This window comes from Modestobacter sp. VKM Ac-2977 (assembly GCF_026968045.1).
Classification (GTDB): domain Bacteria; phylum Actinomycetota; class Actinomycetes; order Mycobacteriales; family Geodermatophilaceae; genus Modestobacter.
The window spans coordinates 855,098-880,838 of sequence record NZ_JAPVBQ010000002.1 but is presented as its reverse complement, the minus strand read 5'-3'; the positions used below and the strand labels follow the sequence as shown (position 1 = coordinate 880,838).

The following is a 25,741-nucleotide window of genomic DNA, read 5'->3' as shown; positions in this document are numbered from 1 at the left end:
GACGGGTTCTCCTTGTTCTCCTCGACCGCCTACCGAGTTAGCTGACGGGTTCGGGCGGGGAACTCGCCCGGCGCTCCGGCACTCGCGTGCCGTCGCGCTTCACCCCAGAACTGCGATGGGTCCCCGGTCCGGGCGTCCGCGGCGATGTTGCGGCGGTTGCCCGGTTCGGCGGTGCTCGCCGGTGTCACCGTGTGTGGCGACTCAGGGGCCGGCAGGCGCGGATGACGGTAGGGCTGTCACGGATTTGTCACAAAGTGCCGCCCGTTGCGGTTCCGACACCCCGTGGGGCTGCAACACGCCCGGGCGGCGCGGACGACTCGCCGAGCTGACGTCGCGCGACGCCGGAGCGGGTCGCCGGCGAGGTCGGCTCTCGCCGGCCGTTCCCGCCGAGAAACCGATTTCTGGTCGGACGGCGGGTGGGCACGTTTCGTGTTCGAGGCGACACGGCCCGCTGCAGGGGGCGTCCGTCAGTCGGCCCTCCCGTCGACCAGCTCCCCGGGACGACGCTGGTCACTGATCACGTCTGCCGCGCTGGTGTCCCGGCGGATCGTCGACGCGCCTCGATCGGCGGCGTCAAGGGGTGGTCAGCATCTGTGGACAAGCGCCTGAGCTGCTGATTCATCTTGTTCAGGGTTCCCGTCGGCGGTAGTATTCGTACACACGTTCGAATGCTGCGGGAGGGGTCCGTGAGCGAGTTGATGTCGGCTCTGGACGCCTTGGCGGCCGAGGAGCTGCACGGGTTGACGGACGGCGGCGTGCTGGACCGGGTCGCGGAGTTGGTGGCCGTTCAGAACCGGATCGCCGCGGAGCTGACCCGCACCGTGCGCCGCGCGGACACCACGCAGGCCGCCGAGCACGACGGGTTGAAGAGCACGCGGTCGTGGTTGATCGGGCACGCGCGGTTGTCGCCGGTGGAGGCGTCGCGGATCCTGCGGTCGGGTCGGGCGTTGGAGCACTTCCCTGCGTTGGCGGCTGGTTTCGCTGACGGGCAGGTCACTGCGGCGCAGGTGAACGTGGTGGCCGAGAAGGTGGGGGAGTCCGAGGTCGCCCGGGCGGCTGAGCAGGGCATCGACCTGGCTGCGTTTGATCAGGTGTGGGCGCTGGTGGCGGCCGAGTCACCACACCAGTCGCTGGTCGCCGCGGTGCAGGCCTTCGAGGACGCGCTGGACCCCGACGGTCCTGAGCCCGATCCCACCGAGGGGCGCCGGTTGAGCATCGCCAAGCACTCCGACGGCAGCATCACCGGCCGGTTCGACCTCGACGCCGTGGGTGGGGAGAAGGTGCAGGCGGCGATCGAGTCGATCGTGCAGGCCGACCGCCCGAAGGGCGATGTGCGGACCCGGGCGCAGCAGAACGCCGACGCGCTGGTGCAGTTGTGTGACAACCAGCTGGCGTCGGGCAACCTGCCGATCCTGCGGACGGTGAAGCCGCACGTGGTGGTGGGCATCGACCTGGACGACCTGGTCGACCCCGCGACCGGTGCTGGGGCGGCGAGCACCGGGTTCGGGGCGACGATCTCCGCGGCGCGGGCTCGCTACCTGGCCTGTGACGGCAGCGTCTCCCGGATCGTCATGGGCCCCGACGGGGTGCCGCTGGACCTGGGCCGGGACCACCGGGTGGTCACCCCCGGCCTGCGTAAGGCCGTGGAACGGCGGGACAAGTCCTGCGTGTTCGCCGGCTGCGGCGCCCCGAGTTGGTGGTGCGATGTCCACCACCTCATCCACTGGCTGCACGGCGGGGAGACGTCGCTGCAGAACTCAGCTCTGCTGTGCGAACGGCACCACACCAAGGTCCACCACGGCTTCCGGGTCCAGCGAGATCCCGGCGGACGATGGCGCACCTACCGCCCCGACGGCACCGAGATCCTCATCGGACCGTTGCGGTAGCGCTGCAGGAGTCGCGTGCCCCGCCGTCAGCAGGACGGCGGGGTCCGCAGGCTGTGCAGGTCCGGGCGGATGTCCCGCCGACAGCGGAGGCGGCCGGGAACAGTTGCGCAGCCGTCGTCGGCGCCCGGCCTGATCACCCGGCGGCGGGCTGGTCCAGGTGTTCCTGCACCACCGTGCTCGACGGGACGGGCGGGGTGGGGACCGCGTGCAGGTCCGCATCGCCGTCCGCCACCGCGGTCAGCCATTGACCCGCGCTCTGCCGGGTGATCCGGCCGGCGCGCACCGCCTGGGCCAGCGCCAGCTCCAGCGGCGGCATCAGCACCGGGTGCCGGCGGCGGTGCCCGAACACCGCCAGCGTCTGCTGGAACAGGTCGTCGCGGGTCATCCCGGCCACCGACCGGCACAGCGCCACCATCGCGTTGCCGATCTCCTGCGGCGGCACGTGCTCCAGCGCCCGGTCGGTGCTCGCCGCCTGGCGCCGGAACGTCGTCCACCCCGCCGGGTCCAGCGGCGTCCGGTCCGACGTCGCCGGCCACAGGAACTCCGCACCCGGCTCCGGCAGCAGCGCCAGGATCGACTCCACCCGCGCCGCGTTCACCCGCGGCACCCCGAACGCCGACGCCGTCAACCGGGCCAGCCGCTCGCGGTGGATCGGCCCCTCCGCCCGGATCCCCGCCGCCAGCACCCGCCGGACCAACCGGGCCGCCTCCGGGTTCGCCAGCTGCCGCAGCATCTGCGGCTCGCCCACCGGCTTCGGCGTCCACGCCCGGAACGGCACCTCACCCGCCAGCAGCGCCGGCGTCACCACCGGGTGCGCCGCGCAGCGCACCGGCTCCGCCGTCGACACCTCGTCCTCCACGTCCGGAGCGTCCGGGTCGAACGGGTCGATCTCCTCCTCCGGCTCGGGGATCTCGGCGACCGGGGCCGGCAGCGGTGGCAGCAGCGGCGCCACCGGAGCAGCACCCTCCACGGCCGTGACCAGCCGGTCGAGCACCGTCTCCTCCTCGGCCAGCCACTCCGGCAGCCACACCCGCTCCACCGCCGGCCAGCCGCGCAGCTCCGCCAGCTCCAGGTACGCCAGCTCGCGGTCCACCGGCGCCCGCTCCGCCCACGCCGGGCTGTCCAGCAGCACCGCCAGCACCGGTCGCGCCGGCGTCTCCGCCCGGGCGACGGTCAGGTCGACCCGGAACGGGGAGATGCCGACGTCGGTGCGCACCACGAGCCCGCGACCCCGCAGCGCCGCGGCGACCTCCTCCCGGTGCGGGTCCGGCACCGCCCCGGCGCGCCGCGGGACAGTGTCCGTGCCGTGCACCGCCTGCTCCAGGTAGGTCCGCAGCCGACGCACCCCCGGTTGGGTCGTCGTCACCGGCCGCAGCAGCGACAGCGGGAACGACGCGAACACCACCACCTGTCGGCGGGCCCGGCTCACCGCCACGGTCAGCCGTCGCTCACCGCCGGCCCGGTTCAGCGGCCCGAGGTCCAGCGGCAGGCAGCCGCGCTCGTCGGCCGCGCACCCCAGCGACAGCAGGACGACGTCGGCCTCCTCGCCCTGCGCGGCCTCCACCTCCCGCACCCGCAGCTCGCCCCGGTCCAGCGCCTCGGCCGCCCGGTCCCGGCCCACCCGCAGCAGGCCCTCGATCAGCCGGCGCTGCGGCGCGTGCAGCGTCACCACGGCGACCGAGGGCACCGACTCCGCCGCCGCCGCGAACCGCTGCCGCAGCTCGGCGACCACCGCCTCCGCCTCGGCCGGGTTGGTGCCCCGCTGCTCGCCCGCCCGCAGGAAGACGCCGTCCACCTGCACCAGCGAGATCGCCGGCCCGGCCGGCGGGCCGGGCACCGTTCTCAGCCGGGAGCCGTGGGCCACGGCGTTGGTGAACGCGACCAGCGACTCGTCGGCGCTGCGGTGGTGCCAGGTCAGCTCCCGGCGCGGCACCCCGGCGCGCAGGCAGGCGGCGAGCAGCCCCTCGTCGGGGACCTCGTCGACCGCAGCACGCGGCGGCAGCTGCTGGCGGTCGCCGACCACCACCGCCGCGCTCGCCCGGCCCAGTGCACCGAGCGCGTCGGGCACCCGCAGCGACGACGCGTCCTCGATCACCACCAGGTCGAACGAGCCGGCGGTCGGGGGGAGGAAACGGGCGACGGCGTCCGGGGTGGCCAGCACCGCCCGGGTCCGGTCGCCCCCGGCGAGGGACGCGGCCGCCTGGGTCCGGGCCGCCGCCGACGCCGCGAGCGCCCGGTGGACCGCCTGCTCCGCGGCCCGCGCGTCGGCGGCGCCGAGCCCACCGGCCGCCGAGCGCTCGGCGAACGACGCCTCGGCCACCCCGCGGTCGAAGGCGGCGACGGCGTCGTCGGCCGGCACCGCTCCGGACAGCAGTGCGGCGCGCGCCTCGGCCAGCCCGGCGGCCTCCAGCAGGTGCAGGTGCCGCAGGAGGTCCAGCCAGTGCCCGAGCGAGGGGACGCCGAACTGCTCGACGGCCCGCTCGTCCTGCGTCGTGTCCCACAGCCGCACCAGGCCGGTGTCCCCGGCCCACGCGACGAGCTGGTCCAGCGAGCCCAGACAGGCCACCGGCAGGGCGGTCAGCGCGGCCCGCAGCTTCCGGACCGCCACCGCCCGGGCCGGGTCCGGTGCCGGCGCGGTGTCCAGGAAGCGCCGCAGCGGGGGAGTGAAGGCCGGGTCGCCGTCCAGCGCGGAGCCGAGCCGGCGCAACGCGGCGACCTGCCGCTCGACCAGCTGCGGGTCGGTGAGTGGGTTCCAGTTCCACGGCACCGCGAGCCCCGCCACCTCCGAGCAGCGCAGGGTCAGTTCGCGGGCCGCTCCCTGCACCTGGAGCAGCTCCGCGGTCAGCACCGGGACGTCGGTCGGCTCGACGTGCGCGTCCGGCCGCAGCGACGGGGTGAGCTCGGTGAGCACCGCCGCCAGCCGCTTGGCCCGGCCGAACCGCCCGGACACCGCCGCCTGCTCGGCGTCCTCGGCGATCCCGGCCAGCGGCAGGTCCAGCGCCTCGGGCAGGGCCACGTCGAGCCCGGGGTGCGCCGCGGTGACGAAGGCGGAGATCTCGGCGAGCAGGACGGCGACGTCCTCCGCCCACTCCGGGGTGCGGACGGCGTCCACCGCGGCGAGCGGCACGTCCGGGCCCGCCAGCACGGTGGCGACCGCGTCCAGGTCCTCGGGGGTCCGCGCCGCGGCGATCACCCGCGCCAACGGCCCGGCCGGCGGCAGCGCGCGCAGCGCCGTGTCGACGGCGAGCACCGCGGCGTGCACCGCCACCGGGTCGGCGTCGGCGGAGTCGAGGAACCCCCACGGGTGCCGCGGCCGGGGCCGGGTGCGCGCGGCGACCTCGGGGAGGGTGGTCAGCAGCTGGTGGACCTTGGCGGTGGTGCGCGCCGACGCGGTCGCGACGAACGTCGCCGCCAGCGGCAGCGCCGGGGTGCCGGGCACCGCGGAGAGCACGCCGGCGCGCGCGGCGTACAGCGACAGCCCGGCGGAGTTGAGGGCGTGCAGCCGCTCGGCGTAGTCGGCCAGCTCGCGCCGCGCCGTCCGCAGCTCGTCAGGGAGCGGGGCGACCGCCGGGAGGTCCCCGGCATCGGACGGGACGGCGGCGGGACGGCGCAGGCCGGTGACCAGCCCGCCGAGCCCCACGCCGTCGAGCCGCCGGGACACCGCGTCCAGCGCGGACTGCTGGGCGGCGAGGACCAGCACCCGCTGACCGCCGGCCGCGGCCGCGGCGACCAGGTTGGCGATCGTCTGCGACTTGCCGGTGCCGGGCGCGCCCTCGAGCACGAAGGTCCGCCCGGTGGTGGCGTCGGTGATCGCCTGCAGCTGGTCGGTGTCGGCGGGCAGCGGCAGGGTCGCGGCGAGCTCGGCCAGGTCGGTGGCCAGTGCGCTGCCGGGTGCCGGCACGGGGTCGACGAAGGGCTGGCCGGGGCGCAGCAGCACCGGCACCAGCGGGTTGCGCAGGGCGGCCGCGCCGAGCTGGTCGACGTCCTGCCGGATCCGGGCGGACGCCGCGGGCAGCACCGCCAGGTCGGCGGTCGGCTCGACCCGGTGCGGCAGCCCGCGCTGGGCCAGCTCCTGCCGCAGCGCCGGCAGGGCAACGGCCAGGTCCAGGTCGCCGTCGCCGCCGCCGTCCAGAGCCGGGACGGCCACGCCGGTACGGCGGCGCAGCTCGGCCAGCAGGTGCCCGTTCGGGCCGATCGCCCCCGCCGGGTCGGCGGTCAGCCGGTAGGCGCCGGTGCTCGCCACCCGGGAGAGGAGGACCGGCGCCAGCACCAGCGGCGAGCGCACCGGCTGCCCGTCGAGCTCCCAGGTCACCGACCCCAGCGCCAGGTACAGGTCACCGGTGCCGGTCTCCTCGACCAGCGCGGCCGCCCGGTCGGCGAGCACGGCCAGCCGGCGCGCGTAGTCGACCGAGCCCAGCTCGGCGTACAGCCCGCCGTGCTCGACGAGCAGCTCGCCGAGCTGGTGCGGTGGCAGGTCCCGGGCCGACCGGATGCCACGCCGCCGGGCCGCGGCACCGAGCTGGTCGGTGGGCACCAGGGTGAGCGCGGCGTCGGCGGCCAGCCGCTCGGCGAGGACGGTCAGCCGCCCGGGCGGCACGGTGAGCGGCACGACGCCGCCGTCGGCCCGGTCCAGGTCCAGCAGCGCGGCCGCCGTCCCCGCCGGTCGGGCTCCCGCGCGGGTCGGGCTCCCGGTCGGGCTGCGGTCGGGCAGCCCCGGCAGCGGGAGCGGGTCGACGCCGTCCAGCCGTGCGCGGTGCACGTCGGTGACCCCGAGCACCCGGTGCAGGTCACCGGCGAGCCAGGCGGCGGCGGCCGTGCGGTGCAGGTCCCCGAAGGTCGCCGGCTCCGCGGCGATCCCCAGCATCGTGGTCTCGACCAGCGCGATCGCGCCCTGCTCGACCAGCTCGGCGAGCCCGGAGACCTCGGTGGTGGCCGCGCTCTCGGCGCAGCGTTCGACGCGCCAGTAGCCGAGGAAGGCGTGGCCGGGGCAGGTCGCGCCGTCGGCGGCGATCCACAGCAGCGGGCGGATCCCGGCGTGCTCCAGCGCGGCGGCCAGGGTGAGCACGGTGTCCAGGCTGGTGCCGGCCCGGTCGTCGAGCACCTGGTCGGGGGTGCGCACCCGCTGCGGGACGTCGGCCCAGCTCGCGACCGCGGGGCGCGGCCGGATCGCCCGGCGCCGCATGGCCTCCACGATCGCCGCGGCCGTCTCGTCGATGCGCGTCCCGTCGATGCGTGCGGTGCCGTCGATGCGTGCGCTGCCGGTCGGGTGCCCGCCGACCGTGGGGTCACCGGTGCGCTGGCGCAGCAGGTCGGCGGCCGCGCCGACCAGCCCGGCCACCGCGGGGGAGCCCGGCTGCACGTGTGCGGCCAGCAGTTCCAGGGCCAGCGGCGTCGGCGCGGCCAGCCACTGCCCGGCGGCGAGCACCCGCACGGCGGTGCGGGTGCAGCCCAGCAGCTGGCCATCGCGCTCGACCCGGGCCTCGACGGTGGCCGTGCCGGGTTCGGCGACGGCGGCGAGGACGGCCGGGTCCAGCCGCAGGTCGAGGTCGGTGAACACCGTCGTCCGGCCGGGCTCGACGTCGACGGTCAGCTCGACGGGGTCGCCCAGCGGGCCGTCGGGGGTGGCGATCGTGACGACCACCCGCGCGCCGTGCACCGGCTCGCCGGCGCCGGTCAGCGTGAGGCCGGCGACGACGGACACGCCGGCGCGGGCCAGCGCCTCGCCGACCACCGGCACGCAGTCGAGGGCCACGGAGAGCCGGAGATCGGCTGCCGCGGTGTGCTGCGGGCACGGGGAGACGCCCATGGAGTCGTTCTACCTCCGTCGGGCCCGCGGATCGGGGAGCCCGGGCGGGGGTGTGACAACTGGGGCGGGAGGGTCGCCCCGCGCGGCCCTCGGCCCGGCCGGCGGGTCAGGCGGCGGCGTCGCGCTCCAGTGCCCGCAGCGCCAGCTCGGCGTGCAGCAGGGCGCCGTCGGCGAGCACCTCGTCGCTGAACCGGGCCCGCGGGCTGTGGTTGTTCGGGGCGTCGGCGTGGTCCTCGCCCACGGCGGCGCCCAGGAACAGGTAGCAGCCGGGCACCTCCGCCAGCACCCGGGAGAAGTCCTCGGACCCCGACTGCGGGAACAGCTTCGGCGCGTACCGGTCCTCGCCGAAGACCTCCCGCGCCACCCCGGCCGCGAACGCCGTGTGCGCCGGGTCGTTGACCGTCACGGGGTACTCCTCCAGGTACAGCGCCTCGGCCTCCAGCCCGTAGCCGGCCGCGACCGACTCGCACAGCCGCACCGAGGCGATCCGCATCCGCTCCCGGGCCTCGGCCGAGAAGGTGCGCACGGTCGCCTGGAAGGTCGCCTCGTCGGGGATGATGTTGCGCTTCGTGCCGGCGGAGAACAGCCCGACGGTGAGCACCACCGGGTCGAAGACGTCGAACTGGCGGGTGACCATCGTCTGCAGGTCACCGATCAGCTGAGCGGCCACCGAGATCGGGTCGCGTGCCAGGTGCGGGGCCGAGCCGTGCCCGCCGCTGCCGCGCACGGTCACCCGCAGCTCGTCGCTGGCCGCCATCAGCGTGCCCGGGCGGGTGGTGAACTCCCCGCGGGGGCTCATCGCCGACATTACGTGCATCCCGTAGGCGGAGGTGACCCGGGACCCGGCGGCGTCCAGCACGCCCTCGCGCAGCATGTACCCGGCGCCGTCCCAGCCCTCCTCGCCCGGCTGGAACATCAGGACGACGTCGCCGGCGAGGGACTCCCGGTGGGCGCTCAGCAGCCGTGCGGCGCCGACCAGCATCGCGGTGTGCAGGTCGTGCCCGCAGGCGTGCATCGTGCCGTCGACCTGGCTGGTGAACTCCACCCCGGTCTGTTCCTGCACGGGGAGGGCGTCCATGTCACCGCGCAGCAGCACCGCCGGGCCGGGCCGGCCGCCGCGCAGCACCGCCGTCACCGAGGTCAGCGCGGTGCCCGTGCTGAGCTCCAGGCCCAGGCCGTCGAGTGCGGTCAGCACGGTCTCCTGGGTCCGGGGCAGCTGCAGCCCCACCTCGGGCCGCCGGTGCAGCGCGTGCCGCAACTGGACCAGTTCGTCCTGCATCGCGCGGGCGTCCTCGCGCAGCGCGCCTGACCGGATCACGTGCCCTCCTCGGATCGGTGGGCGGGACGTTAGGAGTTCGGCAGGTTCTCCGACAGGATTTGCAGTCATCCGTCATGAGAGGCGCCTGAAGTGACTCGATCGGTTGTGCTGGACGAGGACGACCTCGCCCTCGTCGAGGCGTTGCAGCGCGACCCGCGCGCCCCGTGGACCGAGGTGGCGGCGATGGTCGGCACCAACGCGGTCACCGCGTCCCGGCGGTGGGAGCGGCTGCGCGCCGCCGGCGCCGCCTGGGTCACCGGCACGCCCGGGCCGGGGTCGCACCACGCCCAGGTGCTGGCCTACGTCGACGTGACCTGCCTGCCGAGTGAGAAGACCCGGGTCGCCAACGAGCTGGCCGGCGACGCGCACGCGCTGTCGGTGGACATCACCGCCGGTGGCCGGGACCTGATGCTGACCGTGGCCGCCGTCGACCTGCCCACCCTGGGCCGCTACCTGCTGGAGCGGCTGGACCGGGTGCCCGGGGTCACCGGCACCCGGGCGCGGATCGCCACCCGGCTCTACGCCGAGGGCAGCACCTGGCGGCTGGGCGTGCTGTCCTCGACCGGGGCCAGCGGCGGGCCGCCGCAGCTGATCCGCCCGACCGTGCTCGACGAGGTCGACCGGGAGCTGATGTCGGCGCTGGGGGAGGACGGTCGCGCGTCCTACGCCGCCCTCGCCGGGGCGACCGGGATCAGCCAGCCGACCGCGCGCCGCCGGGTCGACCGCTTGATCAGCTCCGGCGCGGTGCTGCTGCGCACCGAGGTGGCCGCGCCGCTGGCCGGGCTGCCGGTGATGGTCGTGCTGTCGGCCGACGCCCCGGCCGGGCGGCTGGACGACGCCGCGGCCCGGCTGGGCCGGCTGCGCCAGGTGCGCCTGTCGACGACGCTGGCCGGCACCCCGAGCCTGCTCGTGGTGGCCTGGCTGGCCTCGCTGGAGGAGGTGCACCGCTTCGAGCAGGAGCTCTCCCACGTGGTGCCCGACGTCGTCGTGGTCGACCGGCTGGTGGTGCTGCGCGCGGTCAAGCGGATGGGTCACCTGCTCGACGTCGAGGGGCGCGCGACCGGCACGGTGCGGATGGACGTCTGGTCCGATCCGGTGCCCGGCGAGCAGTAGGCTGCCGCCTTCGACACACAGAGTGTGAGGCCGGTCACACGGAATGCACGGACTCACCGTCGTGACACGACCGTCACCCAAACCCGGTCACAGTGATCTAGCTTTCAGCCACTGATCGGTCGAGGAGGCGCTGTTTGTGAGCAGTCCTGTTCTCTCCGTCCGGGGCCTGACGACGGAATTCGTCACCCCCGCCGGCGTCGTGAAGGCCGTCAACGACGTCAGCTGGGACCTGTTCCCCGGCGAGACCCTCGGCGTGGTCGGTGAGTCCGGCTCCGGCAAGAGCGTCACCGCGATGTCGATCCTCGGCCTGATCCAGAGCCCCCCGGGGCGGATCACCGGCGGGGAGATCCTCTTCGAGGGGCGCGACCTGCTGACCATGCCGGCCAAGGAACTGCGGCGGCTGCGCGGCAGCGAGATCGGGATGATCTTCCAGGACCCGATGACCAGCCTGAACCCGGTGCTGACCGTCGGGGCCCAGATCTCCGAGGCGCTCCGGCTGCACGACAAGAAGCTGAGCAAGGACGCCGCTCGCACCCGGGCGGTCGAGCTGCTGACGATGGTCGGCGTCCCCAACCCCGAGGGCCGCGTCGACCAGTACCCGCACGAGCACTCCGGCGGGATGCGGCAGCGGGCGATGATCGCGATGGCGATCGCCAACGACCCGAAGGTGCTCATCGCCGACGAGCCCACCACCGCCCTGGACGTGACGATCCAGGCCCAGGTGCTCGACGTGCTGAAGACGGCGAAGGAACGCACCAACGCCGCCACCATCCTCATCACCCACGACCTCGGCCTGATCGCCGAGCACGCCGACCGGGTGGTGGTCATGTACGGCGGCAAGGTGGTCGAGGTCGCCGACGTCTTCTCGATCTTCGCCGCCCCGCGGCACCCGTACACGCTCGGGTTGATGACCAGCCTGCCCCGGCTGGACGTCGACCTGGCCCGACTCGACCCGATCCCCGGCTCGCCGCCGAACCTGATCGACCTGCCCCCCGGCTGCTCCTTCCACCCGCGCTGCCGGGTGTCCAAGGGCCGCGAGCGCTGCCGCACCGAGGTGCCGCCGCTGTACGACACCGGCGACGGCACGCGCGCCGCCTGCCACTTCACCGAGGAGGTCCCCGCCGAGATGGCCGTCGTCTACCGCGAGATGGGCGCCCGGCTGGGGAGCGGCGGCGCATGAGCTCCGTCGCCATGCCGTCGAGAGGCGCTGCCCAGGAGCCGACCGGCGCGCCCCAGGACCTGCACACCCGCGCCGCGCACGGCACCGAGATCCTCCGGGTCACCGACCTCAAGACCCACTTCCCGATCCGGGGCGGGGTCACCCGGCGGCAGGTCGGCACGGTCTACGCGGTCGACGGGGTCAGCTTCACGCTGACCGCGGGGGAGACCCTCGGCCTGGTCGGGGAGTCCGGCTGCGGGAAGACCACCACCGGCCGCACCCTGGTCAAGCTGCTGGAGCCGACGTCCGGCTCGGTGCACTTCAAGGGCGTGGACATCACCGGCTTCGGCCGGGCGCAGATGAAGGCGGTCCGCCGGGAGATGCAGTTCGTCTTCCAGGACCCCTACACCTCGCTGAACCCGCGGATGACGGTGCGCGGCATCGTCGCCGAGCCACTGCAGATCCACGGCCTGGCCTCCGGCAGCGAACTGCGCGCCCGGGTCGACGAGCTGCTGGAGTCGGTGGGGCTCAGCGCCGAGCAGGCCAGCCGGTACCCGCACGAGTTCTCCGGTGGGCAGCGGCAGCGGATCGGCATCGCCCGGGCGCTGGCGCTGGACCCCCAGGTCCTGGTGCTCGACGAGCCGGTCTCGGCCCTCGACGTCTCGATCCAGGCCCAGGTGGTCAACCTGCTCCAGGAGCTGCAGGACCGGCTGGGCCTGGCCTACGTGTTCATCGCCCACGACCTGTCGGTCGTGCGGCACATCTCCACCCGGGTCGCGGTGATGTACCTGGGCAAGGTCGTCGAGATCGGCGACCGGGCCGACATCTACGCCCGCCCCACCCACCCGTACACCCAGGCGCTGCTGTCCGCGGTGCCCATCCCGGACCCGACCAAGCGCGGCAGCCGGGAACGGATGATCCTCACCGGCGACGTGCCCAGCCCGGCGAACCCGCCGTCCGGCTGCAACTTCCGGACCCGGTGCCCCAAGGCCCAGCAGATCTGCGCCGAGGAGGAGCCGGCGCTGATCGACCGCGCCGGCTCGGGCCACCCCAGCGCCTGCCACTTCGCCGAGGTCAAGCCGGTGATCGCGTGACCGGTCCCGCCTCCTCCCCAGCCCCGTCGTCGCCGACGACACCGTCCCACCGTCCGTCCCGTTGCGTGTCACCTCGTCAGAGCGGAAGCCGATGAACACGACCCGAGCACGACGCAGCCCCTCCCGGATCAGGTCCCTGGCCGCCGCCGCGGCGCTGGGCCTGCTGCTCAGCGCCTGCAGCGTCAGCGACCCGGAAGCGCCCGCGGCCGACGGGGAGGGCGGGGACGCCACCTTCTCCATCGCCGTGGGCATCGACCCGGACACGTTCGACCCGGCCGGGCAGACCACGACGACCGTGTCCAACATGGTCGACTACGTGGTCGAGACGCTGGTGGAGATCGACGACGAAGGCGAGATCGCCGGGGTCCTCGCCGAGTCCTACGAGGTCTCCGAGGACGGCCTCACGCTCACCTTCGAGCTGCGCGAGGGCGTCACGTTCCAGGACGGGACGCCGTTCGACGCCGAGGCCGTCGTCTACAACCTCGAGCGGATCACCGACCCGGAGCTGACCGTGCCGCAGGGCGCGGCGTTCGCGGCCTTCGAGTCGGCCACCGCCGTCGACGAGAACACCGTCGAGGTCACCCTCAGCCAGCCCTCGCCCGGCTTCGTCAGCGCGCTGTCGGCCACGGTCGCCGGGATCATCTCCCCGACCTCGGTCGACGCGGAGGGCAACAGCTACCAGGAGTACACCCGGCCGGTCGGGACCGGGCCGTACGAGTTCGGCGAGTACACCGCCGGGGAGAGCCTCACCGTCACCAAGTACGACGACTACTGGGGTGAGGAGCCCTACTACGAGACCGTCGTCTTCCGGGTGGTCCCCGAGGCGGCGACCCGGGAGAGCCTGCTGCTCGCCGGCCAGGTCGACATGATCATCCTGCCGCCGGTGTCGGACATCGAGTCGCTGCAGGCCAACGAGGACGTCGAGGTGCTGCTCGCCGAGAGCGACCGCACCATCTTCATCGCGCTGGACAACACCGACCCGGTGACGTCCAACCCCCTGGTCCGCCAGGCGATGAACTACGCGGTCGACAAGCAGGCGATCATCGACAACGTGCTCTTCGGCGCCGCCGAGGTGCTGGATGCACCGATGGCCCCGAGCCTGTTCGGCTACTGCGAGACCGGCTCCTACGAGTACGACCCGGAGCTGGCCCGGCAGCTGCTGGAGGAGGCCGGTGCGGTGGGGGCGAGCATCGAGCTGCTCACCCCCAGCGGCCGGTACGTGCAGGACGCCCAGGCGGCCGAGGCCATCGCCGGCTACCTGCGCGAGGTCGGGCTGGACGTCACCGTCTCCACCAGTGACTTCCCGTCGTTCCTCGCCCGGGTGAACGCACCGGTCACGGAGAACACACCGGAGGCGCACCTGCTCGGCTGGGCACCCGCCTACCTCGACGCGGACTTCCAGATGCAGATGTTCCGCCAGGCCACGCACCCGCCGGCCGGTCTGGGGACGTCGTTCTACACCAACCCGGAGGTCGAGGAGATCCTCGCCCAGGCGGACGTGGAGACCGACCCCGACGTCCGGGAGCAGCTGTACTGCGACGCCTCGCAGATCATCTGGGACGACGCGCCCTGGATCTTCCTCTGGACGCAGTCCTTCCCGATCGTCTACGACGCGGACCTGACCGGCATCGGCGCCACCCCGGTCGAGAAGTTCGACGCCATGTACGCGCGGCCGGAGAGCTGACCACCATCGGGCGGCCGCCCCTGCCTGCGGGCAGGGGCGGCCACCGCCCGGCGGTGCACGCAGGCCGCCGGTCCGGGTACGGGAGAGGACGGGGATGAAGGGCACCGCCGCGCACATCGTGCGCACCCTGCTGCTGTCGCTGATCACCCTCTTCGGGGTGTCGATCCTGATCTTCCTGATGCTGCGCGTGCTGCCCGGCGACCCCGCGCGGGTGCTGGCCGGGCTGAACGCCAGCGAGGAGCAGGTCGCCCGGCTCCGGGCCGAGCTGGGGCTCGACCAGTCCCTGCTGACGCAGTACTGGTCGTTCATCACCGGCGTGCTGACCGGTGACCTGGGCACCTCGGCGCGCACCTCGGCCCCGGTGTCCAGCGAGATCGCCGTCCGGCTCCCGGCGACGCTGATCCTGGCGGTCGTGGCGACGATCATCGGCACCATCGCCGGGGTCACCGCCGGGGTGGTCGCCGCCGTCCGGCGCAACTCGATCGTCGACCACGTGATCTCCAGCGTGGCGATGATGGGCGTGTCCATGCCGGTCTACTGGCTGGGCCTGCTGCTCATCCTGCTCTTCGCGGTCACCCTCGGCTGGCTCCCGGCCGCGGGCAGCGGGGAGCCGCTGAGCATCGTGCTGCCGGCGGTGACGCTGGCAGCCTTCTCCACGGCGCTGATCTCCCGGATGACCCGGGCCAGCATGCTCGAGGTGCTCGGTCAGGACTACGTCCGCACCGCCGAGGCCAAGGGCGCCCCGCCGACCACGGTGATCATCCGGCACGGGCTGCGCAACGCGTTCATCCCGATCCTGACGGTCATCAGCCTGCAGTTCGGCGCCCTGCTCGGTGGCGCGGTGCTGACCGAGACGGTGTTCGGCTGGCCCGGCATCGGGCGGCTGCTGGTCGACTCGATCGGTGCCCGCGACTTCGCCGTCGTCCAGGGGATCGTCCTGGTCTACGCCGCGGCCTTCATCCTGCTCAACGTGATCGTCGACGTGCTCTACGTCGTGGTCGACCCGCGGATCCGGTACTGACGATGGGAGCCACGGCATGAGGGCCGCGTCATGAGGGCATGGGGCCGGTTCCGGCACCACACGCCGGCGATGATCGGGCTGGGCATCATCGTCACGTTCGTCGTGCTGGCGATCTTCGCCCCGCTGATCTCGCCGTACGACCCGAACGCCCAGAACCTCGCGGAGGCGATCGAGGGGCCGTCGGCCGAACACTGGCTGGGCACCGACCAGCTGGGCCGGGACATCGCCACCCGGCTGATGTACGGCGCCCGGATCTCGCTGCTGATCGGCGTCCTGGCCGTCTCGATCGGCCTGGTCATCGGCGTCCCGCTGGGGATGATCGCCGGCTACTACGGCGGCTGGGCCGACCTGGCGATCTCCCGGTTCGCCGACATGATGTTCGCCTTCACCTCCATCCTGCTGGCCCTCACGCTGGTCGCCGTCCTGGGCGTCAGCCTGCAGAACGTGATCATCGCGGTCGGGATCAGCGTGATCCCGGTGATCATCCGGCTGGTGCGCTCCTCGGTGCTCAGCCTGCGCGAGGAGCCCTACGTCGAGGCGGCGCGGGCGCTGGGCGCCAGCAACCTGCGGATCATCACCCGGCACGTGTTCCGCAACTCGCTGACCCCGGTGCTGGTGCACGGCACGCTCAGCATCGGGGTGAGCATCCTGCTCGCCGCCGGCCTGGGCTTCCTCGGGCTGGGCGTGCAGTCACCCACCGCCGAGTGGGGCACGATGCTGGGGGAGGGGCGGCAGTTCATCTTCAGCGCCCCGCACCTCACCACGTTCCCCGGGATCGCGATCTTCCTGGCCATCCTCGCCTTCAACCTGCTCGGCGACGGCCTGCGTGACGCCCTGGACCCGCGGATGCGGACCGTCGACGGGCCGGCCGGGTGACCGCCGACCTGCACGCGGCTCCGCTGGTCACCCTGGACGACGTCCGGGCGGCGGCGACCCGGCTCACCGGCCGGGTGCACCGCACCCCGGTGCTCCGCTCCACCAGCCTCGGGGAGCTGTGGGGGGTGCGGCTGGACCTCAAGGCCGAGGTGTTCCAGCGGACCGGCAGCTTCAAGGCCCGCGGGGCGCTGAACAAGGTGCTGTCGCTGCCGCCCGACGAGCGCGCCCGCGGGGTGATCACGCTGTCCGCGGGCAACGCCGGGGCCGCGGTCGCCTACGCGGCCGCCAGCGTCGGCGTGCCCGGCACGGTGGTCATGCCGGCGACCGCGGTGCCGGCGAAGATCGCCGCCTGCCGCGGGTACGGGGCCGACGTCGTCCTCACCGACGGCGACCTGCTGGAGACCTACGCCGCCACCGTCGCCGAGACCGGCCGGGTGCCGGTGCACCCGTTCGACGACCCCGCGGTCGTCGCCGGCACCGGCACCGTCGGCCTGGAGATCGCCGAGGACGTGCCCGACGCCGAGGTGGTGCTGGTGCCGGTCGGCGGGGGTGGGCTGATCTCCGGGGTCGCCGCGGCGCTGGCCCGGTTGGCGCCGGGGGTCCGGGTGATCGGCGTGGAGCCGGAGGCCGCCGACGTGATGACCCGCAGCCTGGCCGCCGGGGGGCCGGTGCGGCTCCCCACCGCCCGCAGCGTCGCCGACGGCCTGGCTGCGCCGATGAGCGGGCAGGTCACCGTCGACCACGTGCAGGCCTTCGTCGAGCAGGTGGTGACGGTCAGCGACGAGGACATCCTGCGGGCACTGCCGCTGGCGGTCTCCCGCACCAAGCTGCTGCTGGAGCCCTCGGCCGCCGCCCCGCTGGCAGCGCTGATGACCGGCGTCCTCGACCTGCCCCCGGGCGCCCGGGTCGTCTCGATCGCCAGCGGCGGCAACGTCGACCTGACCCTGTTCGGCCGCCTGACCACCTGACCGGAAGGCACCGCATGACCCCCGCCAGCTTCCTGCTCCGCAACGTCACCGTCGTCGACGGCACCGGCTCCGCACCCGTCCCCGGGCAGGCGCTGGTGGTCGAGGGCCGCCGGATCGTCTGGATCGGCCCGGTCGCCGACGCACCGAGCACCGCCCCGGAGAACGTCGTCGACGGCGGCGGCCGCACCGTGCTGCCCGGGCTGATCAACTGCCACGTGCACCTGACCGCCGACGGCGCCCCGGACCTGATGGCGCAGACCGCCGGTGACACGGTGCCGCTGGCCACCCTCCGGGCGGCCGCCGGCGCGGTGGAGACGCTGATGTCCGGCGTCACCACCGTGCGCGACTGCGGCGCCGCCGACGACGTGGTGGTCGAGCTGGCCAAGGCGATCGACCGCGGCCTGGTGCCCGGGCCGCGGGTGCAGGCGGCCGGCCGGGTGATCACCATGACCGGCGGGCACGGGCACTTCATCGGCCGCGAGGCCGACGGCCCCGACGAGGTGCGCAAGGCCACCCGCGCGGAGATCAAGGCCGGCGCCGCGGTGATCAAGGTGATGGCCACCGGAGGCGTGCTGACCCCCGGCGTCTCACCGACCCAGACCGCGCTGCTGCCCGAGGAGCTCGCGGTCGTCGCCCAGGAGGCGCACAACTCCGGCCGCCGGGTGACCACCCACGCCATCGGCCGGTCCGGCATCCACAACGCGCTGATCTCCGGCATCGACTCCATCGAGCACGGCTTCTACCTCGACGACGAGCTGCTGGACATCGCCGTCGCCCAGGGCACGTTCCTGGTGCCGACGATCCTCGCCGTCGACGGGATCATCCGGAACGGCATGGCCGCCGGCATCCCGGAGTGGGTGGTGGACAAGGCCGAGCGGGAGGCGGCCAAGCAGCGGGAGAGCTTCGCGGCCGCGGTCGCCTCCGGGATGAAGATCGCCGCCGGCACGGACGCCGGCACGCCGTTCAACCCGCACGGCGACCTCTCCCGCGAGCTCGCGCTGATGGTGCAGCACGGCCTGACGCCGATGCAGACGCTCATCGCCGCCACCCGCGGGGCCGCGGAGAACCTCGGGCTGGCGCACGAGCTCGGCACCCTCGAGGTCGGCAAGCTCGCCGACCTGGTCGTGGTCGACGGTGACCCGGTCGCCGACATCACCGCGACCGGCCGGGTGGTCCTGGTGGTCAAGGACGGCGTCGTCCACCGCGACGAGCTCCCCGACACCGGCCCCGCCGTCCCCACCGCCCGACCCCGGTAGGGGCCAAAGTCGCGATTTTGGCCCCACCCGGGGCGTCAGTAGGCGAGGTGGTGGAGGGCGGTGGCCAGGACGGAGGCGCCGCGGGCGCAGTCCTCCGGTGAGGTGTACTCGGCCGGGGTGTGCGAGCGGCCCTCGACGCTGGGCACGAAGACCATCGCCGTCGGCACCCGGGAGGCCATCAGCTGGCTGTCGTGACCGGCGCCGCTGGGCATCCGCCGCCAGCTGGCACCACACTCCTCGGCGGAGCCGCGGAGCACCTCCAGCAGGTCGGCGTCCATCGTCGCCGGCTCCTCGTCCTTGTCCCGGACGACGTCCACCTCGACCCCGTGCCGCTCGGCCACGGCCGTGCAGATCCGGTGCACCGTGTCCAGCAGCCGGTCCCGGACCCCGAGGTCGGGGTGGCGGAGGTCCACGGAGAACCGCGCCAACCCCGGCACGATGCTCGGCTGACCCGGTTCGACGGTCCAGCGCCCGGTGGTGACCACGGCCGGCCGGCCCTCCTGCTCGACCGCTGTGGTGATCTCCCGGGCCATCTGCGCCGCGGCCTGGAGGGCGTCCCGGCGCAGGTCCATCGGGGTGGCGCCGGCGTGGTCCTGCCGGCCGCGCACGGTGACCGTCTCCCAGGCGATGCCCGGGATGACCTCCACCAGGCCCACGTCGACGCCCTCGTCGGCCAGCACCCGGCCCTGCTCGATGTGCAGCTCCAGGAAGGCGCGGAGGTCGTGCCGCTCCGCGCTCGCCACCGCCGTCGGGTCCAGGCCCGCCTGCCGCATGGCGTCGGCGAGCAGCACGCCGTCCCGGTCGCGGAGCCGGTCCGGCTCGTCCGGGGCGACCAGGCCCAGCATCCCGCGGGTGCCGAAGAAGTTGGCCGGGAAGCGGCTGCTCTCCTCCTCGCACAGGGCGACCACCTCCAGCGTGCGCACCGGGGTGCCGTGCTGGGCACGCAGCGCGGCCAGCGCCGCCAGCCCGCCGACCACGCCGAGCGCGCCGTCGTACTTCCCGCCGGAGGGGACGGTGTCGACGTGCGAGCCGGTGAGGACGACGCCCTCGCCGGAGCCCGGCAGCCGCCCGAACACGTTCCCGACCGCGTCGACCCGGCCCTCCAGGCCGGCGTCGTCGATCCATCGCAGCAGGGCGTCCCGCGCCTGCTGCCAGGCCTCGTCGTACATGAAGCGGTACATGCCGTCGGGGGTCTCGCCGAGGGCACCCAGCTCCTCGACGTAGGTGCCGAGCAGCTGCGCGTCGACGTGCACTGCGGTCATGTCGTCCCCCCGGGGGTGTCGACCAGCCGGCCGGCGAGGACGACGGCGCGGACGTCGGTCAGGGCGGTCACGTCGTCCAGCGGATCGGCGCCGGTGACCACGACGTGTCCGGGGGCGCCGACCGACAGGTGCCCCAGGTCCGGCCGCAGCAGGCAGCGGGCGGCGGTGGCGGTGACCGCCCGCAGCGCCTGCGCCGTCGTCAGCCCGATGTCGGCGACCAGCAGCGCCGCCTCCTCGGCCACCCCGCCGTGCGGGTTGAACGGGGTGCCGGCGTCGGTGGCCCCGGCGATCGGGATGCCGGCCCGCGCCGCGCGCCGCAGCGAGGTGATGGCGACCTCCTGCACCTCCTCGGCCCGGGCGACCACGGCCGGGTCGACCAGGTGCCGGTTGCGCAGCATGCGGGCCACTGCGACCTGGGTGGTCACCAGCACCGCCCCGGTCGTGGCCATCAGCTCGACCGTCTCGTCGTCGAGGAGGTAGCCGTGCTCGACGCTGGTCGCCCCGGCGCGCAGCGCCCGCCTGGTGCCCTCGTGCCCGATGGCATGGGCGGCGACCCACCGGCCCTGGTCGCGGGCGACCGCGGCCGCCGCGGCCAACTCGGCCTCGGCGAAGGGGGCGTTGCCGAGGGCGGCGCCCGGGGTGAGCACCCCGCCGGTGGCGACCAGCTTGATGCCGCCGGCGCCGGCGGACAGCTCCACGCGGGCGGCGTCGGCCATCTCCCCGGCGCCACGCACCTCGACGCCGAGGTAGGGGATGTGGCCGCCGGGAGCGGTCAGCGCCCGGCCGGCCGCGGTGACCTCCGGGCCGGGCGCCCGGCCCGCGGCGATCTGCTGCCCGAGGGCGACGGCGATCCCGTCGGGCGCGCCGAGGTCGCGCACCGCGACCGTGCCGGCGGCGAGGGTGCGCCGGGCGTTGGCCGCAGCGGTGGCGGCCAGCTGCTCGGTGCCCGACCGCAGCACCGAGCCGGCGAAGTCGGCGGCGCCGTCGGCGACCAGGTGCACGTGGGCGTCGACCAGCCCCGGCACCACCGCGCCGTCGCCGGCGTCGACCTCGGTCACCTCCCCGGTCAGGTGCGGGGCCCGGGCCGCGGGGCCGACGTAGGTGATCACGCCGCCCTCGATGACGACGGCGCCGCGCGGGATCGGGTCGGCCAGGACCGGCAGCACCCGGCCGCGCAGCAGCACCGGCACGTCAGACCCCCGTCTCGGGCAGCACCGACCAGGACGCCGGATCGAGGTTCGCCCCGCACACCACGACGCCCACCCGGTCCCCGGCGGCGGCGGCGTGTGCGCCGGACAGCAGGGCGGCCAGCGCGGTGGCCCCGCCGGGTTCGGCGAGCACCCGCAGCTCCTCCCAGAGCAGCCGCTGCGCCTCCCGGATCGCGTCGTCGGGCACCAGCACGGCGTCGTCGACGTACCGGTCGGCGACCTCGGCGGCGATGCTGCCCAGCCGGCGGGCGCCCAGCGCGTCGGCGGCCCGCCCACCCACCTCGACGTCCACCGGGTGCCCGGCCGCCCGGGCGGCGTGCAGCGTCGGCGCCCGCTCCGGCTCGACCCCGACCACCCGCAGGCTGTCGGTGTACCAGCTGGCGCAGCCGGCGATCAGCCCACCGCCGCCGACGGCGATGAGCACCGTGTCCAGGTCGGGCGCCTGCTCGCTCAGCTCGTGGGCGACGGTGCCCTGCCCGGCGACCACCTCGGGCTGGTCGTAGGCGTGCACCCGCAGGGCGCCGGTGCGGCCCTCCTCCTCGACGCTGGCCCGGTGCGCCTCGGCGTAGTCCCGGCCGACGGCCACCACGTCGGCGCCGTAACGCCGGATCCGCTCCAGCTTGGCCGCCGGTGCGGCGGCGGGGACGAAGATCGTCGCTCGGTGCCCGAGCCGCTGGGCGGCGTACGCGACGGCGGCGCCGTGGTTGCCGCCGGAGGCGGCGATGACCCCCGTCGCCGGGACGTCGGCGGACAGCAGGGTGTTGAACGCCCCGCGCGCCTTGAACGACCCGGAGTGCTGGAGCTGCTCGAGCTTGACGACGACGTCGTGTGGCAGCCCCAGACCGGAGCCGGCCAGCACGACGACCGGTGTCCGGCGGACGAACGGTGCGATCCGGGCGGCCGCCTGCCGGACGTCGGACCGGGTGATCGTCATGCGGTGCCCTCCTCCGGCCGTCCGGGACGACGGCTCCCGCACGCTATGCCACCCGGCCCCCGGTCACGACCGGGCCGGACACGACAGCGGGGCCGGACACCAGTGGGTGTCCGGCCCCGTGGATGGCGCGGGAGGGATCAGGCAGCGACGCCGTGGCCCCGGTCGTCCCCGCCCCCGTGCCCGCGGTCGTGGCCCTTCCCCTTGTCCTTGCCCTTCCCCTTGTCCTTGCCCTTCCCCTTGCCCGGGTGGTTGTCGGTCAGGTCGAGCGGCGTCGGGTCCTGGGCGAGCGAGAGCGTGGCGAAGGCGATCGCCTGGCTGTTGATCCCCAGTGCGGCCAGGTCGACGTTGCTGAGGTCGTCGGCGGGGGAGTGGTAGTTCGGGTCGTGCGGGATCCCGGCGGTGCCGCCGAAGAGCGCGACCTCCTCCGCGGTCTTGATGTCGTCCGCGCCGGTGAACAGCCCGGTGGCGGGGATGCCGTACTCGATGAAGCCCTGGTAGTCCGACCGCCCGGAGAACTCGGTGTCGACCCACGGCTGGCGGGTGCGGTCGAAGTAGCCGGTGAACACCTGCTCCAGCGACGCCGATCCCTCCGGCACCGCGACCGGTGCGGTGTACGTCGACTGGTCGGCGTCGTAGACCCCGATGATGTGATTCGGCGACCCGATCATGTCGAAGTTCAGGTAGCCGGCGATCTGGGCGCGCTCGGCCTCGGTCAACGACTCCACGTACTCCCAGGAGCCGACCAGCCCGGACTCCTCGGCACCCCACCACGCGAACCGCACGGCGTTGGTCGTCGGCTTGATCTCGGCGAGCTCGAGCGCCGTCTGCAGGATGCCGGCAGAACCGGTGGCGTTGTCGTTGATCCCCGGGCCATCGGCGACCGAGTCCAGGTGTGCGCCGAGCATGATCACCTGGTCGGTGTCGCCGTAGGGGGTCTGGGCGATGACGTTGGAGGTGGTGGTCTCGGTGACCTCGACCTGGATGTCGAGGGTGGCCTGCTGCCCCACCTGGCCGAGCAGTGCCTGTCCGGCCGCCTGGGTGAGCCCGCCGGCCGGGGCGCCGGGGACGGCCTCGCCCAGGGTGCCGTTCAGCGGCTCGTCGGGGACGTTGTTGTAGACCAGGACGCCCACTGCGCCGGCCGTGGTGGCCAGCTGCTGCTTGACCGTGAAGGAGCAGGCGCCGCGGGAGACGAGGACGACGGTGCTGGCCACCGTCTCCGGGTAGTCGGCAGCCTCGCAGCCCGGCGTCGCGTCGTCGCGGGCCAGCGCCGAGAGCGGTGCGGTGACCTCGCCCGACGGCGAGTACTCCATCGCGACGACGTCGACCGGCGCACCGGCAACGGTCAGTTCCTGAGCGGTCGTGGACGAGGCGACGAAGTCGAAGTACTGCCGCTCGACCTGGTAGCCCGCTTCCTCCAGCAGCCCCTGCACGTAGTCGGCCGAGGCGTCGTACCCGGGGGTGCCACTGGCCCGGTTCCCGCCGTTCGCGTCGGCGATCTCCTGGAACGCGGCGAGGTGCGCGGCGACCTCCTCGGTCGACACCCGCTGGGCGAAGCCGTGGGGGTGGGGGTTGCCCCCGGCGCTGGCCGGTGCAGCGATGAGCACCGAGCCGGCGAAGGTGGCCGCTGCGGTGGTCAGGGTGAGCGCTGATCGGCGGGTGCGGAGCGACATCGACGTCCTCTCGGGGGAGCGGCCGCCGTTCCCGTGCGGCGGCCGGTGACGGCAACCTAGGCACGGCCGGGGGTCCCCGTCGAGAGCCGGCCGAGGGTCCCGGTCCCGGCCGGTTCCGCATGTCGGTGCCCCGCCCGGAGCGAACGCGCTGGTGGCGACGGCGGGTCTTCGCGGACGAACCGCACCGGGTCGGACGGACACGCCGCGTGACGACACACCGATCGAGCGGTAGCGGGGGTGTCCGCGGTGCGGCAGCCCGACCACGGGCCCTCGCCGACCTACGGTGGTCCGGCCGCCCGCCGGGCGGCCCCGACACCCGCTGACCGAGGAGCGCCCGCCGTGACCCGTTCCCGTTCCTCCGCCGACGCCGGTCCGGCGGTCGGTCACCGCCCCCGGCGTTCGCTCGCCGCCGCGCTGCTGGTGGGGGTGGCCCTGACCGGGGTGGTGGCGTGTGGCAGCTCAGCGGGGACGACGCCCGTGGCGCAGAGCACCCCCGCGACGACCCCGCCCCCACCGCCGCCTCCGCCCCCGCCGGTGCTCTGGCCGCTCACCGGGCTGGAGAGCGGCCCGGTCGACCCGCACCCCGCACTGGCCGTCAAGGTCGAGAACTCCTCCGACGCTCGACCGCAGACCGGCCTGGGCGCCGCGGACCTGGTCTGGGAGCAGGTCGTCGAGGGCGGCATCCCCCGCTACGTCGCGGTCTACCACTCGAACCTGCCGGCCCAGATCGGGCCGATCCGTTCCGTGCGTCCGATGGACCCCGCCATCGCCGCCCCACTGCACGGCCTGTTCGCCTTCTCCGGGGGCCAGGCCGGCTACGTCGATGCGATCGCCGCCGCCGGGATGCAGGTGCTCAGCAACGACGCCGGCGCCGACGGCTTCTTCCGCACGAGCGACCGGCCGGCCCCGCACAACGTGCACGCCGACCCGCTGCTCCTCCTCGCCCAGGCCGACCCCGCCCACCAGGCGGCGCCGCCTCCGCAGTTCGACCTGGCCGCCACGGCCGAGGAGGCCAGCGCGGTCACCGCCGGCACGCCGGCCACGAACCTCGCGTTGACCCTGTCCGGGGTCAGCCGCCCGCAGTGGACCTGGAGCCCGCCCGACGCCCGATGGCTGCGGACGGAGGGCAGCACCCCGGCCGTCGGTGCCGACGGCGCTCGGCTCGGCGCCACCAACGTCGTGGTGCTGCGGGTCGACGTCCTGGCGACCGCGGCCCGCGACCCGGCCGGCAACCCGGTGCCGGAGACGGTCCTGGTCGGAGAGGGCGAGGCCCTCGTCGCCACCGGCGGCAAGACGGTGGCCGCCACCTGGGTCAAGACCGGCGTCGGGGAGCGCGTGGTGCTGCGCGGGGCCGACGGCAACCCGGTCCGGCTGGCCCCGGGGAACACCTGGGTCGAGCTGGTGCCCAACTCCGGTGGCGCGGTCGCCGTCAGCTGAACGCCGGCCGCCCCGCACCCGGGAGGCCGGGGCGGGGCGGTCGGCTGTCGCTGCGGGCGGTCAGCTGTCGCTGCGGGACATCACCGGGCGGTCCTTGGCCCACTGCAGGAAGCGCGCCGCCTGCTGCAGGTCTGGGAGGTCGTTGCCGACCAGTGAGCGGAGCAGGTCGTTGCTCCAGACCGCCAGCCGGCCACTGGTCCACGCCGTCTTCTCCACCGGCGGGAGGTCCAGCTCGAAGACCGTCTTGGCCAGCTCCTTCTTCCCACCGTTCGCGGCGGTGTACCGGACCACGGGCAGGAAGCGCTCGGGCTCCACGACGCAGAGGACCTTGGTCAGCAGCGCCTCCTTGAACGAGGGGAAGCCCAGGCCCTTCTTGCTGCCGTCGATCAGCTGGGTCATCCGGTCCTCGAGCCGCAGGCTCTCCGGCCCGTACAGCAGGTGCTCGATCGTCTGCCGCACCTGCGCGGCCGCCTTGTCCGGGCCGGCGGTCTTCCACGCCCGGTTGAAGCCGGACACGTTGCCCGGGTCGGCGACGGTCGTGGAGTTGGCGAAGTGCAGCAGCTGCTCCGGCGTCGCCGAGGGCAGGTTCTCGCGGGAGAACAACGCCGCGTACCGCTCGCGGTAGGGCTCGACGTCCGGGTCCGGCTCGGGCCGGTCCATGGCGAACTCCGACTGCAGCAGCATCACCCGCTCCCGCACGTCGGGACGGACGTCGGCCGGGGTCGGGAAGGCCGCCTGCAGGGAGTCGAAGGACTGGACGGCGGGCCGGGCCGGGTCGCGGCGGGTCTCCCCGCGCAGCCACTCGGCGCCGCAGTCGTCGCAGTGGATCAGCAGCCGGCCGTCCGGCTGCGGCTTGCCCGAGATCTCCTCGGAATTGCAGGTGGGGCAGGTGATCAGTGCCAAGGGAGCCCCGTTCGTCGGCGGCGAGTCAGCGAGCGCGTCGTCGTCGGTCAGGGTCCAGCGTCCCACGTCGGGCCGGGAGCGTGTCACCTCCGGCCTCCTCCCCGGCTCGGTGATCCCCTGCCGGACGCGCCGGAGAGGCAGGGCAG

The 25,741-nt window shown here is 74.5% G+C and carries 17 protein-coding genes and 1 riboswitch; of the genes, 10 read left to right on the top strand and 7 right to left on the bottom strand.

The window, feature by feature from the left end; genetic code table 11:
- Nucleotides 1-12 precede the first annotated feature (12 nt).
- Nucleotides 13-154: riboswitch (cyclic di-AMP (ydaO/yuaA leader) on the bottom strand.
- 532 nt (nucleotides 155-686) lie between these two features.
- The gene (locus O2V63_RS11780; protein ID WP_269167710.1) at nucleotides 687-1,886 is read left to right on the top strand and encodes an HNH endonuclease signature motif containing protein; all 1,200 of its coding nucleotides are present in this window, start codon (nucleotides 687-689) and stop codon (nucleotides 1,884-1,886) included.
- Between the two features lie 133 nt (nucleotides 1,887-2,019).
- Here O2V63_RS11780 and O2V63_RS11775 read toward each other — a convergent pair whose 3' ends face one another.
- Both O2V63_RS11775 and O2V63_RS11770 read right to left on the bottom strand, forming a co-directional pair.
- Complete coding sequence (locus O2V63_RS11775) at nucleotides 2,020-7,692, bottom strand: DUF4011 domain-containing protein (protein ID WP_269167709.1); 5,673 nt, start codon at nucleotides 7,690-7,692, stop codon at nucleotides 2,020-2,022.
- Nucleotides 7,693-7,798: 106 nt separating this feature from the next.
- Nucleotides 7,799-9,010: a M20 metallopeptidase family protein gene (locus O2V63_RS11770; protein WP_269167708.1), complete on the bottom strand. Its 1,212-nt coding sequence runs from the start codon at nucleotides 9,008-9,010 to the stop codon at nucleotides 7,799-7,801.
- Nucleotides 9,011-9,100: 90 nt separating this feature from the next.
- Between O2V63_RS11770 and O2V63_RS11765 the strand changes: the two genes are divergently transcribed.
- The 8 genes from O2V63_RS11765 (at nucleotide 9,101) to O2V63_RS11730 (ending at nucleotide 18,181) form a co-directional block, all read left to right on the top strand.
- Complete coding sequence (locus O2V63_RS11765; RefSeq protein WP_269167707.1) at nucleotides 9,101-10,123, top strand: Lrp/AsnC family transcriptional regulator; 1,023 nt, start codon at nucleotides 9,101-9,103, stop codon at nucleotides 10,121-10,123.
- A gap of 136 nt (nucleotides 10,124-10,259) precedes the next feature.
- On the top strand, nucleotides 10,260-11,303 hold the full coding sequence (locus O2V63_RS11760) for an ABC transporter ATP-binding protein (protein WP_269167706.1): 1,044 nt from the start codon (nucleotides 10,260-10,262) through the stop codon (nucleotides 11,301-11,303).
- On the top strand, nucleotides 11,300-12,376 hold the full coding sequence (locus tag O2V63_RS11755; RefSeq protein WP_269167705.1) for an ABC transporter ATP-binding protein: 1,077 nt from the start codon (nucleotides 11,300-11,302) through the stop codon (nucleotides 12,374-12,376). Before O2V63_RS11760 ends, O2V63_RS11755 begins: the two co-directional genes overlap by 4 nt.
- Nucleotides 12,377-12,467: 91 nt before the next feature.
- On the top strand, nucleotides 12,468-14,060 hold the full coding sequence (locus O2V63_RS11750) for an ABC transporter substrate-binding protein (RefSeq protein ID WP_269167704.1): 1,593 nt from the start codon (nucleotides 12,468-12,470) through the stop codon (nucleotides 14,058-14,060).
- Nucleotides 14,061-14,154: 94 nt separating this feature from the next.
- On the top strand, nucleotides 14,155-15,081 hold the full coding sequence (locus tag O2V63_RS11745) for an ABC transporter permease (protein WP_269167703.1): 927 nt from the start codon (nucleotides 14,155-14,157) through the stop codon (nucleotides 15,079-15,081).
- A gap of 30 nt (nucleotides 15,082-15,111) precedes the next feature.
- Nucleotides 15,112-15,957, top strand: a complete 846-nt coding sequence (locus O2V63_RS11740; protein ID WP_269167702.1) for an ABC transporter permease — start codon at nucleotides 15,112-15,114, stop codon at nucleotides 15,955-15,957.
- On the top strand, nucleotides 15,954-16,925 hold the full coding sequence (locus tag O2V63_RS11735) for a threonine/serine dehydratase (protein ID WP_269167701.1): 972 nt from the start codon (nucleotides 15,954-15,956) through the stop codon (nucleotides 16,923-16,925). Before O2V63_RS11740 ends, O2V63_RS11735 begins: the two co-directional genes overlap by 4 nt.
- A gap of 14 nt (nucleotides 16,926-16,939) precedes the next feature.
- Complete coding sequence (locus O2V63_RS11730) at nucleotides 16,940-18,181, top strand: metal-dependent hydrolase family protein (protein ID WP_269167700.1); 1,242 nt, start codon at nucleotides 16,940-16,942, stop codon at nucleotides 18,179-18,181.
- A gap of 35 nt (nucleotides 18,182-18,216) precedes the next feature.
- On the opposite strand, the gene O2V63_RS11725 is transcribed toward O2V63_RS11730, so the two are convergent.
- The 4 genes from O2V63_RS11725 to O2V63_RS11710 all read right to left on the bottom strand — a co-directional run bounded on the left by O2V63_RS11725 (nucleotide 18,217) and on the right by O2V63_RS11710 (nucleotide 23,255).
- Entirely contained in the window at nucleotides 18,217-19,443 is a 1,227-nt protein-coding gene (locus O2V63_RS11725; protein WP_269167699.1) for a M20 family metallo-hydrolase, read from the bottom strand.
- The gene (locus O2V63_RS11720) at nucleotides 19,440-20,633 is read right to left on the bottom strand and encodes an amidohydrolase family protein (RefSeq protein WP_269167697.1); all 1,194 of its coding nucleotides are present in this window, start codon (nucleotides 20,631-20,633) and stop codon (nucleotides 19,440-19,442) included. Before O2V63_RS11720 ends, O2V63_RS11725 begins: the two co-directional genes overlap by 4 nt.
- 1 nt (nucleotide 20,634) lies before the next feature.
- Nucleotides 20,635-21,585 (bottom strand): threonine/serine dehydratase, encoded by a 951-nt coding sequence (locus tag O2V63_RS11715; protein WP_269167696.1) that lies wholly within the window; start codon nucleotides 21,583-21,585, stop codon nucleotides 20,635-20,637.
- Nucleotides 21,586-21,722: 137 nt separating this feature from the next.
- On the bottom strand, nucleotides 21,723-23,255 hold the full coding sequence (locus O2V63_RS11710; RefSeq protein ID WP_269167695.1) for a M28 family peptidase: 1,533 nt from the start codon (nucleotides 23,253-23,255) through the stop codon (nucleotides 21,723-21,725).
- 339 nt (nucleotides 23,256-23,594) lie between these two features.
- Here O2V63_RS11710 and O2V63_RS11705 point away from each other — a divergent pair, with 339 nt between their 5' ends.
- Nucleotides 23,595-24,692, top strand: a complete 1,098-nt coding sequence (locus tag O2V63_RS11705; RefSeq protein WP_269167694.1) for a DUF3048 domain-containing protein — start codon at nucleotides 23,595-23,597, stop codon at nucleotides 24,690-24,692.
- 60 nt (nucleotides 24,693-24,752) lie between these two features.
- On the opposite strand, the gene O2V63_RS11700 is transcribed toward O2V63_RS11705, so the two are convergent.
- Nucleotides 24,753-25,682 carry a hypothetical protein gene (locus O2V63_RS11700; RefSeq protein WP_269167693.1) on the bottom strand — a complete coding sequence of 310 codons (930 nt, stop codon included), beginning with the start codon at nucleotides 25,680-25,682 and terminating at the stop codon, nucleotides 24,753-24,755.
- Between the last annotated feature and the right edge of the window lie 59 nt (nucleotides 25,683-25,741).

What these genes read in the sequence shown, in the direction of transcription:
- O2V63_RS11775 (WP_269167709.1), bottom strand. Translation starts at nt 7,692, where the DNA reads ATGGGCGTCTCCCCGTGCCCGCAGCACACCGCGGCAGCCGATCTCCGG.
- O2V63_RS11755 (WP_269167705.1), top strand. Translation starts at nt 11,300, where the DNA reads ATGAGCTCCGTCGCCATGCCGTCGAGAGGCGCTGCCCAGGAGCCGACC.
- O2V63_RS11750 (WP_269167704.1), top strand. Translation starts at nt 12,468, where the DNA reads ATGAACACGACCCGAGCACGACGCAGCCCCTCCCGGATCAGGTCCCTG.
- O2V63_RS11745 (WP_269167703.1), top strand. Translation starts at nt 14,155, where the DNA reads ATGAAGGGCACCGCCGCGCACATCGTGCGCACCCTGCTGCTGTCGCTG.
- O2V63_RS11740 (WP_269167702.1), top strand. Translation starts at nt 15,112, where the DNA reads ATGAGGGCATGGGGCCGGTTCCGGCACCACACGCCGGCGATGATCGGG.
- O2V63_RS11730 (WP_269167700.1), top strand. Translation starts at nt 16,940, where the DNA reads ATGACCCCCGCCAGCTTCCTGCTCCGCAACGTCACCGTCGTCGACGGC.
- O2V63_RS11725 (WP_269167699.1), bottom strand. Translation starts at nt 19,443, where the DNA reads ATGACCGCAGTGCACGTCGACGCGCAGCTGCTCGGCACCTACGTCGAG.
- O2V63_RS11715 (WP_269167696.1), bottom strand. Translation starts at nt 21,585, where the DNA reads ATGACGATCACCCGGTCCGACGTCCGGCAGGCGGCCGCCCGGATCGCA.
- O2V63_RS11710 (WP_269167695.1), bottom strand. Translation starts at nt 23,255, where the DNA reads ATGTCGCTCCGCACCCGCCGATCAGCGCTCACCCTGACCACCGCAGCG.